Annotated in this window: 12 protein-coding genes; 8 read left to right on the top strand and 4 right to left on the bottom strand. The window is 67.4% G+C overall.

What is annotated here, in order from left to right; genetic code table 11:
• Positions 1–105: 105 nt before the first annotated feature.
• Positions 106–915 carry a helix-turn-helix domain-containing protein gene (locus F0U63_RS08145; protein WP_395845312.1) on the top strand — a complete coding sequence of 270 codons (810 nt, stop codon included), beginning with the start codon at positions 106–108 and terminating at the stop codon, positions 913–915.
• 131 nt (positions 916–1,046) lie between these two features.
• On the opposite strand, the gene F0U63_RS08140 is transcribed toward F0U63_RS08145, so the two are convergent.
• Positions 1,047–1,565 (bottom strand): hypothetical protein, encoded by a 519-nt coding sequence (locus F0U63_RS08140; protein ID WP_395845311.1) that lies wholly within the window; start codon positions 1,563–1,565, stop codon positions 1,047–1,049.
• A 99-nt stretch (positions 1,566–1,664) separates the two neighbouring features.
• The gene (locus F0U63_RS08135) at positions 1,665–2,648 is read right to left on the bottom strand and encodes an AraC family transcriptional regulator N-terminal domain-containing protein (protein WP_395845310.1); all 984 of its coding nucleotides are present in this window, start codon (positions 2,646–2,648) and stop codon (positions 1,665–1,667) included.
• Between the two features lie 199 nt (positions 2,649–2,847).
• Between F0U63_RS08135 and F0U63_RS08130 the strand changes: the two genes are divergently transcribed.
• A complete protein-coding gene (locus F0U63_RS08130) occupies positions 2,848–3,837 on the top strand; it encodes a saccharopine dehydrogenase family protein (protein WP_395845309.1) in 990 nt (329 codons plus the stop codon).
• Positions 3,838–4,017: 180 nt separating this feature from the next.
• Here the strand turns inward: F0U63_RS08130 and F0U63_RS08125 are convergent, their stop codons facing one another.
• Positions 4,018–4,944, bottom strand: a complete 927-nt coding sequence (locus tag F0U63_RS08125; RefSeq protein WP_395845308.1) for an NAD-dependent epimerase/dehydratase family protein — start codon at positions 4,942–4,944, stop codon at positions 4,018–4,020.
• Positions 4,945–5,020: 76 nt separating this feature from the next.
• Here F0U63_RS08125 and F0U63_RS08120 point away from each other — a divergent pair, with 76 nt between their 5' ends.
• Together F0U63_RS08120 and F0U63_RS08115 are read left to right on the top strand one after the other, a co-directional pair.
• Positions 5,021–5,932 carry a LysR family transcriptional regulator gene (locus tag F0U63_RS08120; RefSeq protein ID WP_395845307.1) on the top strand — a complete coding sequence of 304 codons (912 nt, stop codon included), beginning with the start codon at positions 5,021–5,023 and terminating at the stop codon, positions 5,930–5,932.
• A gap of 265 nt (positions 5,933–6,197) precedes the next feature.
• Positions 6,198–6,842 carry a glutathione S-transferase gene (locus F0U63_RS08115; RefSeq protein ID WP_071900954.1) on the top strand — a complete coding sequence of 215 codons (645 nt, stop codon included), beginning with the start codon at positions 6,198–6,200 and terminating at the stop codon, positions 6,840–6,842.
• A 142-nt stretch (positions 6,843–6,984) separates the two neighbouring features.
• Here the strand turns inward: F0U63_RS08115 and F0U63_RS08110 are convergent, their stop codons facing one another.
• A complete protein-coding gene (locus F0U63_RS08110) occupies positions 6,985–8,400 on the bottom strand; it encodes a discoidin domain-containing protein (RefSeq protein WP_395845306.1) in 1,416 nt (471 codons plus the stop codon).
• Between the two features lie 648 nt (positions 8,401–9,048).
• Between F0U63_RS08110 and F0U63_RS08105 the strand changes: the two genes are divergently transcribed.
• The 4 genes from F0U63_RS08105 (at position 9,049) to F0U63_RS08090 (ending at position 16,185) form a co-directional block, all read left to right on the top strand.
• Positions 9,049–10,017, top strand: a complete 969-nt coding sequence (locus F0U63_RS08105; RefSeq protein WP_395845305.1) for an AraC family transcriptional regulator ligand-binding domain-containing protein — start codon at positions 9,049–9,051, stop codon at positions 10,015–10,017.
• A gap of 89 nt (positions 10,018–10,106) precedes the next feature.
• Positions 10,107–11,105 carry an MBL fold metallo-hydrolase gene (locus tag F0U63_RS08100; protein WP_395845304.1) on the top strand — a complete coding sequence of 333 codons (999 nt, stop codon included), beginning with the start codon at positions 10,107–10,109 and terminating at the stop codon, positions 11,103–11,105.
• A gap of 89 nt (positions 11,106–11,194) precedes the next feature.
• Positions 11,195–14,287: a heparinase II/III family protein gene (locus tag F0U63_RS08095; protein WP_395845303.1), complete on the top strand. Its 3,093-nt coding sequence runs from the start codon at positions 11,195–11,197 to the stop codon at positions 14,285–14,287.
• 653 nt (positions 14,288–14,940) lie between these two features.
• Positions 14,941–16,185: an alpha/beta hydrolase gene (locus tag F0U63_RS08090; protein ID WP_395845302.1), complete on the top strand. Its 1,245-nt coding sequence runs from the start codon at positions 14,941–14,943 to the stop codon at positions 16,183–16,185.
• Positions 16,186–16,199 lie beyond the last annotated feature (14 nt).

Here is a 16,199-nt window from a genome sequence, read left to right as displayed (position 1 = left end):
CAATGCCGCGCGGCGGGAGCCCTTCATTGGAAGGAACGGACATTTTCGGGGCGCGCCTCGTGGGGTCGGATTGAATAGCCGCGGCGGGCACGCGAGAATATGCGGGTGCACCACACGACGGACACCGCCACCCCGAGCTTCTCCCTGTCCCGCTACGTCGAGGACGTTCGTGAATTCGAGTCCGCCGCTGGAAGCACCCGTCACGACTGGCTGCCCGACGGAAGAACCGTCCTCGTCTTTCGAACGTTCGAGGGAGGCCTGACCGGGGACGTCTGCGTGGCGGGGCCCCGGACGCGGGCGATGTTCAAGAACACCACCGGCGTCTCGCGGGCGCTCATGCTCCAGTTCAAGCCGGGCTGGTCGGCGCAGTTGCTGGGCGTGAGCGCGAGCGCGCTGACGGACCACATCGTCCCGCTGGAGGAGCTCTGGGGCCGTCCGGGTGACGCGCTCCGCCTCGAGCTCCTCGCGGCGCGAAGCCCCTCGGAGGTCGCCGAGCGCCTCTCCCAGGCGTTTGCCCTTCGTGCCCACCACACCTCCGACCCGGCCTCGGCGCGGCTCGCGCGCCGTGCGATCCGATTGCTCGAAGGAGACGAGGTCCGGGTGGAGCGCGTGGCGGAGCAACTGGGCGTCACGGCGCGGCACCTTCGCCGGGCCTTCACGGAGAGCGTCGGCATCGGGCCGAAGGACTTCGCGCGCTCCGTTCGCCTGCGGCGCGCCATGCAACTGGCGGCGACCTCGAAGGAATGGGGACGCATCGCCCTGGAGGCGGGCTACTACGACCAGGCGCACCTCATTGGCGACTTCCGGGAGCTCGTCGGCTTCACCCCGAGCGCCTTCGTGAAGCGCGCGGAAGGGGGGGGCGTCCGGTGCGGCCCCGGAGGCCTGGAGGCCAGCGACTTCCAGCCCTCCGCGTGAGCGCGCCGTGGCGCTCCACCCCTCCGCGGGCTTGCCTCGCGCACGCGCTTCGGCTTCCACCTCCTGGAGCAATTCCCGCACCGCGCCCTGCCTCTCTTCTTCACTCTTCCCCACCCAACACGGCAGCGGCGCTACCTCCAACTCCACCGGCTCGGCCCACTGCTCGGCGAACCGCCCCTCCCCTCCTCCCTGCTCCCACTGCCGCGTTTGCTCCAGCGCTTCGTCCAGTTGAACCCATGGAAGAGCCGCCGCGCCGCTCCCTGCAACTGCGGCAGGCACGTGAGGCCCGGCCACTGGGCGCACTTCTCCACCCATCCTTCCTTCACTCCATGGGCGAGCACGTAGCGCAGCCGGCCCACCAGCGCCGTGTCGTCCAGTACCGGCTCGGCCGAGTAGCGCCTCTCCCAGAAGCCTCCACTCCAGTCCACCCACCGCCCCACCTTCTTGGAGAGATTGGCTCTCAGGTACTGCATGAAGGAGGCGAGGGACGCACCACGAGCCCACACCCTCAGCACGCTGGAGACGCCCGAGCTCCAGGCGTTGCTCGCCGAGTTGGAGACCCTCCGGCCCGTGCGCTGAGGGCCGGGACTCACTCGCCAGAGGACGCCCGCGCCGCGAGCGACTCGCGCCGCACCTGGCTTCTGGGGCATGCCTCCACGCGCCAGGCCCTGCGGGAGTTGCGTGAGCAGTACCGGACCTTCATCGCGGCGTTCCGAGAGGCGGCGGCCCGCTGGGGACGAGGGGATTTCTCAGCGCCCTTTCCGCCTTTCTCCTTCCCGCCGCGGGTGGTGCCAGGTCGCGTCGCTCGAGTTCTTTGACACCCTCTCTGGCTTCGACTCGGGAGCGCCCTTGAGCCGCTCCACGTCACGGCGCGGAGACAGACCATACATCCGGCGGTACTCCCGACTGAATTGGGATGAGCTCTGGTAGCCCACCTGGTAGCCCGCCGACCCCGCGTCGAATTCCTCGAACAGCATGAGCCGCCGCGCTTCGTGAAGCCGCATCTGCTTCTGGAATTGCATGGGTGTGATCGCGGTGGAGACCTTGAAGTGATGATGGAAGGACGAGACGCTCATCCCGACGTGCTCCGCGAGTTCCTCTACGTGCAGGGGCTCGGTGAAGTTCGCGCGGAGCCAGGCGATGGCCTTGGCGATCCTGCTGCTCTGGCTGTCGACCAGCGCGAGTTGGAAGAGCCTCGGACCAAAGGGTCCCGTCAGGAGCCGATAGAGGATCTCCTGCTCTATCAACGGGGCCATGGCCGGGATGTCCTCGGGCCGCTCGAGCAGGCGGAGCAGGCGCAACGTGGCGTCGAGCAGGTCGGATGACGCGGAGAGAACGGCCACGCAGCGAGCGCCGCCTCGGGGCTCCGGGGGCGTGACGTCGATGCGTGCCAGCAACTCACGAAGCGTCTGGCTGTTGAGGGTCATCCCGAGTCCCAGGAAAGGCTCGGCGACACTGGCCTTCGTCGTTCGAGAGAGCACCGGGAGGTCGAGCGCCACCACGAGATAGTCGCCCACCCCATACTCGAGGTCCTGGCCTCCAAGGGTCAGGCATTTCGCGCCCTGCACCACGAGGGCGAAGCAGGGCCATTGGGTCGTGTGCTGGGGCTGTGTCAGGGACGTGCATCGACTGAGGAACAAGCCATTGATGGACGTCTGGACCTCACCTTCCCGCGTGGCGAAACGGTCGATGAGCCCCGCGAGTTCTCGATAGGCCATGGTCGTCGAAGTCATTGGATTCCGATGGGAATCATGCCCGATGCCTCGGCGCGCGTCAGCCGCTCCGGATTGGCCCTGGAGGATCGTACACAGGTCCTGGAGCATCGGGATACCGCACCGAAGAGCGCCGCGCGTAGGGTCCAGACCATCACCCAGGCGCATCACCGGGCCACATCTGGCTTTTCGAGTCGACGCCGGGAAACTGGAGCGGGAAATGACAGGCAAGCTTCTCATCTATGGGGCCACGGGCTACTCGGGACGACTCATCAGCCAGCAGGCGTTGGCGTCACGTCTTGACTTCGAGGTCGCCGGACGCGATGCGGCCCGGACCCGTGCGCTGGCGGACCGGCTCGGCGTGGGCTCGCGTACGTTCTCCCTGGATGACGCGGACGCGCTGCGCCGCGGCCTCGAGGGCGTGCACTCCGTCCTTCTCTGCGCGGGGCCCTTCAGCCATACCGCGCGACAGGTCATGGAGGCCTGCATCGAGCTCAAGGTCCACTACCTGGACATCACCGCCGAGCTCGGCGTCTTCTCGTTCGCGGAGTCGAAGTCGGAGGCGGCGTCCTCCGCGGGAATCATGCTCCTGCCGGGAGTGGGCTGGGACGTGGTGCCCAGCGATTGCCTGGCCCTCCACACGTCGAGGCGCGTCCCACGTCCTCACCGTCTGCGCCTCGCGCTCAAGCACTTTGGTGGCATCTCACGCGGCTCCGCTCGGAGCGCGGGGGCCATCCTCCAGCTCGAGTCGCTGGTGCGAGAGGAGGGGCAGCTCGTCGCGTCGACGGCGCCCGCGCGGGAGTCGTTCGATTTCGGAGAAGGACCCGAGGATTGCCTCCGCATGCCCATGGGAGATCTGATCACCGCCTGGAAGTCGACGGGCGTGCCCAACATCGAGGAGTTCGCCCAGGTCGGGTTGACAGCGCTCGCGGCGCCCCCCGATCCGATGACCATGCCCGAAGGCCCAACGGAGGAAGAACGAAACGCGGGCCGCTCGAAAGTCGTGGCCGAGGTCACGGACCGGGATGGGACCGTGGTGCGCTCACTCATCGACACGCCGTCGGGCTACACGTACACCCAACTGTCCGCAGTCGAGCTCGCCCGGCGCGTAGTCGGTGGCGAGTACAAGCCCGGCTTCCAGACCCCCGCGTCCGCTTTCGGCTCCTCATTGGCCACCCAGATTGGTGATGCGCGGATCATCGATCTGTAGTGAGGGGCGAGCGCCCTCCCATCAGGCGGACTGCTCACGAGAGAGGGCCGGAGACAGCTCGGCCGCGCCCGCCCCGCGTTCTCGTAATCGCCAAGTCGGGGGCGTTGCGGCCGGTGAGCAACACGAGGAACTCGTCGTCGTCGTCCAACTCGACGGCCGTGGTGCCGCGCCCGTTCTGCGTCAGCCGTCCGCATCTCCGGGCGTCACCGATTCCGAAAGAGCCGCGCGGGGCCCCTGGAATCGCTTTCGGTACGAGGAGTCGTCCACCAGGTACGGCGCGGACCACTGGGGGAGCATCTCGACGAGTCCGCGCGTGTCGCGGCTGAACAGGCCGGCGATGCGAAGGAGCCAGCCGGGCATCGCTCGTACCTCGATGGCGGTGCCGTGCGTCCTGGCCTCGCGCTCGACGAGGTTCCGCGTCGTCTCGTGAACGACGGGCGCGTGAAAGACTTGCCCCTCGACGTCGTCCGGCGCGAAGGCGAGCTGCACGAGAGCATCGATGACGTCGTCGCGCATCGAGAACGCATGCGGCACGTCCGGATCCCCAATCAAGAGGGGGCTCTTGCCCTGCTTGATGCGCTCGATGGCGCTCGCGTTGAGGAGAGAGCGCGCCAGACCCGCGCCGAGGAAATCCGACGCGCGGAGCGAGACCGCACGCACGCCTTCGCGCTGGGCGGCGACCACCATGTCGGCGAGGGCTTTGCGAATCTTGCCCTTTTCCGTCGCAGGCTCCTGCGGCGTCGCCGGTCTGAGCGGGCCGCGGTCGAGTGCGTACATGTACAGGCCGTCGAGCAAAACGAGGCGTGAGCCCGAGAGCCGGGCGCCGTCGAGGAGTCCCGCCGTGAGCGGCACGAGCTGTTTCTTCCACACCGCCGCGTCGTAGATGGGCGGGTTGGCTGCGGCGATGATCGCGCGCGCGCCGGTCGCGAGCCTGGCGAGCTCCGCGCCATGCCGTGCGTCGAGCGCCACGTGCGTGACGCCGTTCGGAATGCGGCTGGGCTTCGAGCGGCTTACCCAGACGACCCGGTGACCTTCGCGCGCCAGGCGCTCCACCAGGGGCGTCCCGATCTGGCCGGCTCCGACGACGACGAGCTTGCTGTGATTCATGGCATGGTTCTCCATGCACCCAAGATGGCGCCGCGCAAGCCTTTGTTCCAATCGATAGAACCGATACGATGCATGCATGCAGAGCATGAGATACACGCCGACCGAGCTGCTGCCGGCGCTGGTGGCACTGCTCGATACTGCGAGCGTGACCAGCGCGGCAAAGAGGCTCGGCGTGGGCCAGCCGGCGATGAGTCGCACGCTCGAGAAGCTGCGCGCGGTGACGGGAGATCCCCTCCTCGTGCGACAGGGCAGGAGGATGGTGCGCACGCGTCGCGCGGAGCAGCTCTTGCCACAGGCGGAGGCCATCCTCGCGGGCGCGCGGCGTGTTCTCGCGCCGGAAGAAGCGTTCGACCCGGCGACGGCGACGGGCATCGTGACCCTCGCTCTCGGGGACGACCTGCAGGTGATGCTGTCCGGTGCGCTGCTCACGCGTTTGCGCAAGCTGGCTCCGGGCATCGACGTGCGGGTGCGTGCACTCACCGAGGAGACGCCGCGCGACGCGGTTCGCGGCGTCGTGGACCTCGGTGTGGTGCCGGACATCCTCGAGGACTACTCGGTTCCCGGGGTGGACGATCTCGTGGTCAAACGAGTGTACGCGCGCAAGTTCGTGACGGCGTCACGCGAGAAGAGGCCTGCGTCGCTGCGAGCGTTCCTCGCGGCAGAGCACGTTCTGGTGTCACCCCGGGGGGAAGGCGGTGGCTACGTGGACGAGATGCTGGAGAAGCTCGGCCAGCAGCGTCGCGTGGCCGTGACCGTGCCTGGGTTCATTGCCGCCCTCGAGCTCGTGAAGCAGACCGAGCTGATCTCCACCTTGCCGGACGACGTCGTGCGCGTCCTCGGGGGCAGGCTCCACGTGCAGAAGTGTCCCGTGGAAACGCCGACGCTCTACATGAGCGTGTTCTGGGCCTCGCGCTTCACGCAGGACGGACGCCACGCCTGGCTGCGTGGCGTCGTCACGGATGTGGTCCGCTCCCTCGGGCCACGCTGACTCGTTCCAGTCCAGGGGGTCAAAGAACTCGAGCGACGCGGCCTGGCACCACCCGCGGCGGGAAGGAGAAAGGCGGAAAGGCTACTTCCAACTCCACGGGCTCGGCCCATTCCTCGGCGAAGCGTCCCTCCCCCACTGCCAGTTCCTGGCGTCCCCTCTTGCTCCAGCGCTGCTACCGCTACGAGTGATGGTGCACGGGCGCATCCGTGCTTCCGCTGGACCGGGTTGGGTGCCAGTCTGCGCCTCCCAACCCGGAGACACCGGCATGGTCACGCTGTGCGGCTTCCCACTGTCGAACTACTACAACAAGGTCAAGATGGTGCTGCTCGAGAAGGGCGTTCCCTTCCAGGAGGAGCGCGTCGGCACGGGCAAGACCGACGAGGCGAGCCTGAGCGCGTCGCCGCTCGGCAAGGTCCCGTTCATCCGCACCGAGCACGGCCCGCTGTGCGAGAGCCAGGTGATCGTCGACTATCTCGAGGCCGCGTACCCGAAGCCGTCGCTGATGCCGGCGGATCCGTGGGCCCAGGCCAAGATGCGGGAACTGATCACCTTCATCGAGCTGCACCTGGAGCTCGCCGTGCGCCAGTTGTACGCCCAGGCCTTCTTCGGCGGCACGGTCAGCCAGGAGACGCAGCAGCGCGTGCGCCAGCTACTCGACAAGAACATCCCCGGCTTCAAGCGGCTCGCGAAGTTCTCGCCCTACGTCGCGGGCGACACCTTCACCCTGGCCGACTGCGCCGCGTTCGTCAGCCTGCCGCTGGTCGCCATGGCCACCAAGAACATCTATGGCGAGGATCTGCTCGGCGCGGCCGGCATCGACTGGAAGAGCTACACCCAGAAGATCGGCGAGCGCCCGAGCGCGCAGAAGGTCACCGCCGACCGCGAGGCCGATCCGCTCCTGCCGAAGTGACCTGACCTTCCACGCCCCCGGTAGTTCGAGTCTCGGAGGGGCCTGGACACGCCCTCCACGGCGCGTCTTGGGTTTGCCCGGAACCAGCCCCCCCCGGCGAGGGAAGGCGCCGGGGTTGACTGGAGGAGCGGGCGGGGCTTGCTCAGTATCCCCACACCTGCATCTCGTAGAGCGAGTAGCCCCACTGCGTGGCGCGCTGCGTGCCGAGCATGCGCACATAGCGACCGCTGCCATTCAGGTTGGGCAGCACCACATGGCTGTACGAGACGCCGTTGGTGGTGGAGTAGAACGTGGTCCAGTTCACGCCGTCGTTCGAGGCCTGCAGGTAGTACACCTTGGCGCCGGCGTCCCAGTACAGGTCGACGCCATTGATGGTGCGCACCGAGCCCAGATCCACCATCAGCCACTGCGTGCCGGCGGCGCTGCCCTCGATCGAATTCCAGCGCGTGCTGGTGGTGTTGCCGTCGAAGGCATTGTTCGGGCCCAGGCTGGCGTTGTAGCTCGACGAGGCCGAGGCCGGCTTGCCCTGCGACAACAGCACCGTCTGCGGCACCGTGACGGCGGTGCCCGGATGGTAGCTCGAACCGAGCTTGTTGCGCGTGCTGTCGGCATTCACCCCGAACCGCGACAGGCTCCAGCGCTGACCCGTGCTGGTGTCGCCCAGGTAGAGCTGGTAGCCGCCCGCCGTGGTGGACGAGAAGAACACGTAGTTGGTGCCGTTGACGGGCCAGGGATCGGAGTTGTTGCTGTTGCAGTCGTTGATGCTGAGCTGGTTGGGCGTGTCGCCCGGGTTGACCTTGGTGTAGAGCTGGTCGAGTTGGGCAGCGTCCTTCCAGCGTGCATAGAACACGGTGCCGTCGGCGCGCACGATCGGGTAGTAGGTCGCCAGCCCGGTCGGCGTGTCGAACGCGACCTTGGTGCGGGTGGCGACGGTCTGCTTGTACAGCCCCATGCCGGAGCCCGCACCGGTGACGAAATAGACAGCGCTGCCGTCAGGGCTGGCGAACGGCATCGAACTCTCCACGTTCGGTGCCGTGTTGGTGAGGTTCACCACCGAGGTAAACACCGGACCCGAACTGGTGTACGACAGCGTGGCTTGCATGATGTCGCCGTTCTGCTTGAACAGCAGCGACTTGCCATCGGCGCTGAACTTGGGGTCCTCGTTGCGCGTCTCGCCAGTGCTGTTGGTCAGGTTGACGGGTAGCTCGCTGGAGCCGACCTGCCAGAAGAAGACGTTCCACGCACCATTCGCGATGCCCATGAAGGCCAACCATTTGCCGTCGGGACTGAACACCCCGTTCATCGGATCCTGGATGCCCCAGGTGCTGTTGGACACCTGCGTGAGCGTGCGGGCCGCGAAGTCATAGATGAAGAGCTGGCTGGTGCCGTCGCCGTAGCCGACGTAGCTGTGATACGCGAGCTTGCCCGTCAGGCTGGCCGGAAAGGTGGAGTCGGACTGGGTCGGCGGATTGGCCACGCAGGCCGCGTGGGCCGCCATGCCCAGGGTGGCAACCAAGGCGCCCGCGGCAAGGCGCAGTGCGAGAAAGCGGTGAGGCATGGGTTGAATTCCTGTGCGAATGCGTCGATGGGGAGAGGCCACCGGGTTGAGCCTTCGCCGCACCGGCGGTGAGCAGGCAAAGCTCCGCCCGCTCGGGTTTGACGAGGCTTCATGAAGCAACAACTCGTCTACCACGAAAGGCGTGAAGATGACGAAAAATCTGAAGCCATCCGAGAGCGTGAACCGGGATGGGAATGAGCTGTCTGGACCTGGTTTGATGTCCTGCAACAGCCGCGCGCCCTGGGGGGAACCACCGCTCACCCAGGGCTCGGAGCCGTGCTCCTGCTCGGAGGCGACGAAGACGATACGGCCATCTCCCACCGGCTGGTGCAGAGGGGCCGAGAAGGGCCGCTGACGGAGGCCGCCCGAGCACTGAGCCAAGCCCGTGGAGAGGCCGCACAGCCCCCTTTGGGTACACACCTGCGCAGGCCGCGCTCCCCTCAGGGGCGAGGCAGTGGGCTTGGGCCTGTGGGCCACTGCGGACTGGCGCTCAACACCAGTGAATCCTTCCCAGGCGGACACGAGCACGGCGTCAGGATTTGGCTTCATTCCCTGGAGGCTCTTCCTGGCCTGGCCAGGACATGCGGTAGGCTCACCGGATTGAGCCCCATTTCCTCGAAGCAGCGACTCACGAACGAGAGGGTCTCGGTGGCGACGTACTTCCTACGTCCCCTCCGCCGGGCCCTTGATGCGCACGGGTGCGAGCCGTCGTCGGTCCTCGCCCCGCTCGGGCTCGCCGATCAGCCAGCGGCGCGCATCCCCTTTGAAACCGCGGCGGCCATCTGGGCTTCGGCGGCGGCGCTCGCCGAGCCGGGCATTGGCCTGCACGCGGCGCGCATGCTGGTCCCTGGCGACTATGGCGCTCTGGAGTTCGCGGCGCGCTCGAGCCCCACGCTGCGCGCCGCGCTCGAGCGAAATGCGCGCTACCACCGCCTCCTGAACGACCGGAGCGAGGTGCTCGTCCAGGGACGCTGCGTGCGCTATGTGCGCCCGGGCATGGAGGCGTCGATGCCCGCTCCCTACGTGGAGTTCGTCCTCGCCTCCTGGGCGAGAATGGCCCGCGATCTGGCGGAACGCTCCTCGCTGCTCGAGCGCGTCTTTCTGCCCCACGGCCCTCCTCCGGACGACACGCTCCATCGCGAAGTCTTCGGGTGCGAGGAGGTCCGGTTCGGGAGGGACGAAGCGGAGCTGCACTTCGCCGAGGGTGCGCTCGACGCGCCACTCCCTCGCGCCGACGGGGCGCTCGCCTCGGTGCTCGACCGGCACGCCGAAGCCCTCCTCGAGGAGATCGCTCGCGGCGCGCGCTGGACGTCCCGTGCGCTCACCCACATCGAGCGCCGCCTCGCCGATGGGACGCCCCGGCTCGAGGATGTCGCGCAGGACCTCGGGATCTCGCCGCGCATGCTGCGCCGGCGTCTCGAGGAAGAGAACACGACGTTTGCCCGGGTTGTCGACGATATCCGCCGACGGCTCGCGCTGAAGATGACCGCGGACGCCACCCTCTCGCTCGGAGAGATTGCGTTCTTCCTCGGGTTCTCCGAGCCGAGCGCCTTTCACCGCGCATTCCGCAGATGGACGGGCCGCACGCCCCGAAGCGAGGAGCCCTCGCCGCCCTAGCGGTGGTCACCCGGGTCAGCCGGGGGGTCAGCCGAGTCACTGCCTGAAACGAAGCCTGGCCGCAGAGTGGGAAGCGAAAGGTGCTTCCCATGAACCCTCCCCTCTCGCCTCACGCCGCGCCGCCGCGCCCGGGCCTTACGGCGCGCCTCGGTCCTCACGTGCGGCTCGCGCTCGCCGGATTGGCGCTCGCGCTCGGAGGAGCGGCGTGGGTCCTTGTCCCGTACCGTCCGATCGCCATGGCCGGTGCGACACCGGCTCCGCCACCGTATGGACGGCCCGTGGCGGTGCCTGGCCTGCGTCTCCACGTCTTCAACACCGGGGCGAACCGGATGTCCTCGCTGCTCGTGGGCGATGTGCGGCCCTGGCGCTCCGCCCCCGCGTTCGTCATCGAGCATCCGCGGCACGGGCTCATCGTCTTCGATACAGGGCTCTCGCCAGCGGTGGCACGCGACGGTGAGCGCGCGTTGCCCCTGCCGATGCGCTGGCTCTTCGAGAGCCGCGGGCGGCCCGAGCGCACGCTGCCCGCCCAGATGCGCGAGGCCGGTCTCGAGCCGGCGCGTGTCCGCCAGGTGGTGATCTCGCATCTGCATGACGATCACGTGGGAGGACTCGCCGCCTTCGAGAACGCGCCCATCATCGCTGGCCCGGCAAGCGCGTCCCAGGCCAGCGCGTACGGCCTCGAGGGGCGGTGGCATGAGGTCCACTTCGCGGGTGGCACCGCGCCTCCATTCGACGCCGCGGCCGATCTGCTCGGAGACGGGAGCGTGGTGCTACTCGGGGGCGGCGGACACTCGAGAGAGGATCTCCTGATGCTGCTCGCGCTTCCGGGAGGCCCGGTGCTCCTCGCGGGCGACGCCGTGGTCCATTTTGACTGGCTCGAATCCGACGACGTGCAGCGGATCGCCGTCGATGCCGAGCGCGCGGCGGCGGTCCGCAATCAGGTCCGTGCGTTCCGGGCAGCGACTCCGGACCTTGTCCTCATCCCTGGGCATGACCTCGACGGGCTGCCCACGAATCGCACGGACCTCGTGCTGCACCACCCGGAGTGGTTCGCGGTGGAGGCCTGGCCGATCTCCCTCGAGGGGTGATGCCCACGGGCCTTCGTGAACCCAAACCCCGAAGCACTGACCATGAACCCGACGCCAAAATATAACGGTTTTGCCCAACTGGAGAAACCATGAAGAGATCCACCATCGTCTTGAAACCGATCGTCGTCGCCGTCTCCGCCCTGTTTGCCGGCACCGCGCTGGCCGGGGTGCCCAGCGGCGTTTCCGTCAAGACCTCACACCCGCGCCTGTATGCGAGCGCCTTCGACTTCACCCTGCTGGAGATCGAAGCCGCGGTGGGGCCGAAGACGTTCCCCACGCAAAAGGGCGAGTTGAAGTTCACGCTGACGCCGGTGCCCAAAGGAACGGGCGACACCGCGACCACGACCATCTTCGGCGACCAGAATGCGCCGAACTCGCTGTACGTGCGCCATGCGGACAGCGCCACGAGCGCCGGCAGGACCCTGGTGCAGGTGGTCTTACAGCGCACCGCGCGCGTCGGGACGACGGAACCCATCAACGCGTTTGCCGCCACCTTCGAGGTGACGACCGGTACGCCCCATGAATTCGTCGTCACCTGGGATGCCGGCGCGAAGACCGCGGTGCTGAAGGTCGACAACGTGCAGCACCCGGCGAAATGGCAGCCGGTCGGCGACGGCTGGACCGCGTCTGGCCAGAAATTCGTGCTGGGTGGACATAAGGGCGACCAGCTGAAAAACCTCAGCGTGCGCAACCTGGCGACGAACGAGGTGTGGTCGTCGCTGCCGGAGCTGCCGGTCGAGATCGCGCTGCACGAATCGTGGCAAGGTTACCTGCGTCGCAGCACGACGCTGGCCAACTTGATCAACAATACGTGCGACCTGAGCAAACCGCTGGCCGATCAGGTCGACTACTGCAATACGACGAAAGGCGGCCGCGGCAAGATCACCGAACCGGCCAAGTGGCTGGCGCTGGCTTACCGGCTCACCGGCAAGCCGGAGCTCCTGACGGCCGCGAAAAAGCACATCAAGCTGCTCCTGAAGGCCGACCTTGGTGCGGGCGAAGTGGACGGCCCGGAATGGAGCATGGGCGGCCGCGTCGGCGCGATGGGGATCTATTACGACTGGCTGTTCGACGACCTGAAAGGCGACAGCCCGGACGGCGTACTGACCTACCACGAGGCGCTCGCGCAGCGGATCAAAGCGACGATCGCGTTCGACGTCGTGGGTAAGAACACCGACCTGCTCGGTTCCGTGTGCGGTGCGCCGGCGCAAAATGCCAGCGGCCAGTGGGTGACGCCGACCATCACGGCCAACCCGTTCGACTGCGCCGTCAAGCCCGTCTTCACCACCGGTGCCGGTCCGAATATCCGCACCAACTACCTGAGCGGCCACACGGCCAGCGCCAACACGGGTTCCCTGCTGGGTCTCCTCGCGATCGCCGATGCGTACCCCGAGGTGAAGGGCCTGATCGACACGATCTACGACCACTTCAAGTTCGGCTACTTGCGCGCGCGCGACTTCGTTGCCGAGAACGGCGGCAACCAGACGCTGTATTCGTACGCGTCCTCCGCTGGCGAGACGGCCGACCGCCTGCTGCTGTGGAACCGGGCGCTGACGAGCAACTCGGGCCTGCAGATGGTGTCGGCACCGTACATGATCTACCCGTACATCTACGGCGTGCGCGCCGACGGCAGCTTCCCGGCGGGCGGCGACAACTTCACGTTCAGCCTGGGCGAGCGCAGCGTGGGCAGCATGGCGCTCGTGGGCGCGGCGGCCGGCGACGTGCATGCGGCGAATTACTACTGGAACGACATCATGCGCTACCGTAGCGCCTCGCACGTGGGCCTGTTCGAGGAGCGCCTGCTGTATCCGAAGCCGACGACAGCCGCGCCGACGACCGCGCTGCCGCTGTCGCGCCACTTCAAGACGGCCGGCAATGTGCTGATGCGCGACACGTGGACCCACGCGGAGGCGACGCTGCTGGACTTCAAATCGTCGTCGTTCATCAGCGAGAACCATCATCACCTGGACCAGAACGCCTTCTCCCTCAGCTACAAGGCGCCGCTGCTGCTCGATTCCGGCCGCTACGACAACTACGGCAGCGTGCATTGGCTGAACTACTACACGCGCACGATCGCGCACAATACGATCACGGTGTACGACGAGGAGACATTCGGCGGCCGGTCGCTCGACGGCGGCCAGTGGTTCGGCACACGCGCGACCTATCCGACGATCGAACAGATCCAGCCGGGCGGGTCGAACGTGCTCGATGGCGTGGCCAGCTACGAGGAGGGGGGCGACTACGCCTACGTGACGGGTAATGCCAGCAAGGCTTACGTCAACAGCAAGATCGATCCGAACACAGGCTTCCTGCGCAGCATCGTCTACCTGCGTTCGCAGGTGCGCGGCGAGCAGCCGAAGATCCTCGTGTTCGACAGCGTACGCCCGACCAAGCCCAATATGGAGATCACGTCGCTGCTGCACAGCGTGAACAAGCCCACCAGCACGATCGTACCGACGGACGAGCACAACGGTCGCTACAAGTTCGGCTTTGTCGGCGCCGCCGAGCCGCTGACGATCCGGAACGGCAACGGCATGGTGACGGTGCAACCGCTGCTGCCGGCGCAAAGCGACATCGCGCTGGTGGGCGGCCTGAATGAAGGCAGCTCGTGCGTGCAGGCGGCCGTGCCGGGCACGACGTCGTTCGAGACGCCCCGTGCCGAGTTCACGTCGCAGGATTGCCGCTTCATGGTGCGCACCAGGCTGCAGGACGGCACGATCGGGTGGCGCAACTTCGCGCTCATGGATGAACCGCCAGAGCCGTCGCGCGACACCGATATCGGCGCCTGGCGCGTCGAGATCAAGCCACGCACCGCGCCGGCCGTCGGGACGGCGCAGTTCTTCCTGAACGTGCTGCACGTGGACGACAGCGATGGTGCGACCAGCGGTGCCGCCGCGATCGCCAAGGCGCGCCTGTTGTCGTCGGATGGCAATGCCGTGGCGGTGGCGATGGCCGACGGCCGCGTGGTGGTGTTCCATGGCGGTGTCGCGCCATCCGCCACCACGGACGAAATCAGTTGGACGGTCGATGCGGGCTCGAAAGCGCCGACGTTGGTGGTAGGGCTGCAGAAGGGCGCGACCTATACGCTGACGCCGGTCAGCACGACGCGCATGAAGCTCACGCGCAGCAGCACCGGTACGCTGACGGCGCCGAACGGCGTTCTGAAGATCAACCGTAGCTGACAACAGGTGCCCCGCGCGCGGGGCCATGAAAAAAACCCGCCGCGGCGGGTTTTTTTCTTTTGGCCGGCTACGCTCAGGCGAAGTTCTGGTTCACGAAGTCTCAGTTGACCAGGTTCCACCACGATTCCACGAACTTCGGACGGGCTCCATGAGCCTGCCCCCGTGCGGGGCAAGGGCCGCATGCCCTCGCGCGAGGTGCGTCTGCAGGCCAACGTGATGCTGGACGTGCTCGTGGAGCGGTGAGTCGGCGCGCGGCTTCCGCGCGACCGGAAAGTGAATCCGTGGGTGACACTTTCCGGGGGCCGTGGGGTTTCAGGGAGCCAATGAATGAAACGCTAGAAGAGGCAACCTTCTCCCCCTCGCATGACTCGCCTTCGCCCGGTTCGCGGTGGGCCCTGCTCTCCGTGTTGCTCCTGACGGCCGTGGCGGGTTGCTCGGACGACGCCCCTCCCGACACGGCGCCGGAGGGGCCCAGGCCCCTGGTCTGGGGGAATTGCCCGGCGCTTCCGGAAGGCGCCACCCGAGACCCTCGTCAGACGTGCGCGACCCTTCAGGTCCCACTGGATTATCAGCACCCGGAAGGGCGCACCCTCGAACTCACGGTCTCGCGAATCGCCACCGCCAGGCCGGACTCCCGACGAGGCGTTCTCCTGTTGAACCCGGGTGGACCGGGGCTCGAAGGACTCGATCATCCGAGCCTGCTCGCCACCGTGTTGTCTTCCGAGGTCCTCGACCACTACGACCTGATTGGATTCGACCCCCGCGGTGTGGGTCACAGCTCTCCGGTCACCTGCGGGCTGACCGACGTCGGTTTCACCGACCTCTTCCCGTACCCCGCCGCGGATGGCTCGATCGACGCGAACGTCGCCCTCGCTCGCGAGACCGCGACTCGATGTGCCGCATCCACCTCGGGCGATGTCCTGCCTTTCATCACCACCGCCAACACCGCCCGCGACATGGATCGGATCCGTCAGGCGCTGGGGGAAGGGAAGATCTCCTACTGGGGCCAGTCCTACGGCACCTACCTGGGGGCCGTGTACGCGTCCTTGTTCGCCGAGAACACCGACCGGATGGTGCTCGAGGGCAATGTGGATCCCACGAGTGTCTGGTATGGCTTCGCCCGCTACTGGGGGGTGGGCATGGCCAGCCGGTTCCCCGATGCCGCCCGCCTTGCCGCGGCCAACAACGACACCGTCCACTTCGGCACGAGCATCGAGGAGGTGACGGCGACGTACCTCGAGCTGGCGAATCGGCTCGACGCGACCCCCGCGTCCGTTCCCGGAACGAGCGCGCGCATCACCGGGGGTCTGTTCCGCTCCGTCACCTACGTCCTGCTGCAAAGGGATGAGCAGCTTCCGCTCCTCGTCCAGTCCTGGCGAGCCATTGCCCACCTCGCCGCCGGAGCTCCCACCGCCGAGGATGCCGCGCTGCTCCAGCAGGTCTTCGCCCAGGGCCCGGCCAGGACGGACGTCCCCGCCGACAATCAGACGGCTGTCTTCCTGGCGCTCATGTGTGGCGACGCGAGCTGGCCCACGGACCTCGAGGTCTACAGGAAGAACACCGCCGAGGACCGGGCCACCCATCCGCTCACCGCCGGCATGCCGTTCAATATCTGGCCGTGCGCCTTCTGGAAGACCCCTCCGCGCGAGGCCCCGGTCGAGGTGACCCGCCAGGGAGCGCACAACATCCTCCTGCTGCAGAACCGGCGCGACAACGCGACTCCATGGGAATCCGGGCTGGGCATGCGAGAGGCGCTCGGAGCGCGCGCGACGTTCGTCGAGGTCGACGCGGGTGGCCACTATGTCTACGGTCAGGGCTCAACCTGCGTGGACGGCGTGTCCAACACGTTCCTGCTGAACGGACGACTTCCCCAGGAGGACGTCTCCTGCGGGAACTAAGTAGGTCGCCAGAA

Source organism: Cystobacter fuscus (assembly GCF_044360685.1).
Classification (GTDB): Bacteria; Myxococcota; Myxococcia; order Myxococcales; family Myxococcaceae; genus Cystobacter; species Cystobacter fuscus_C.
The sequence above is the reverse complement of the archived record's forward strand: the minus strand, read 5'-3'. Positions and strand labels throughout refer to the sequence as shown.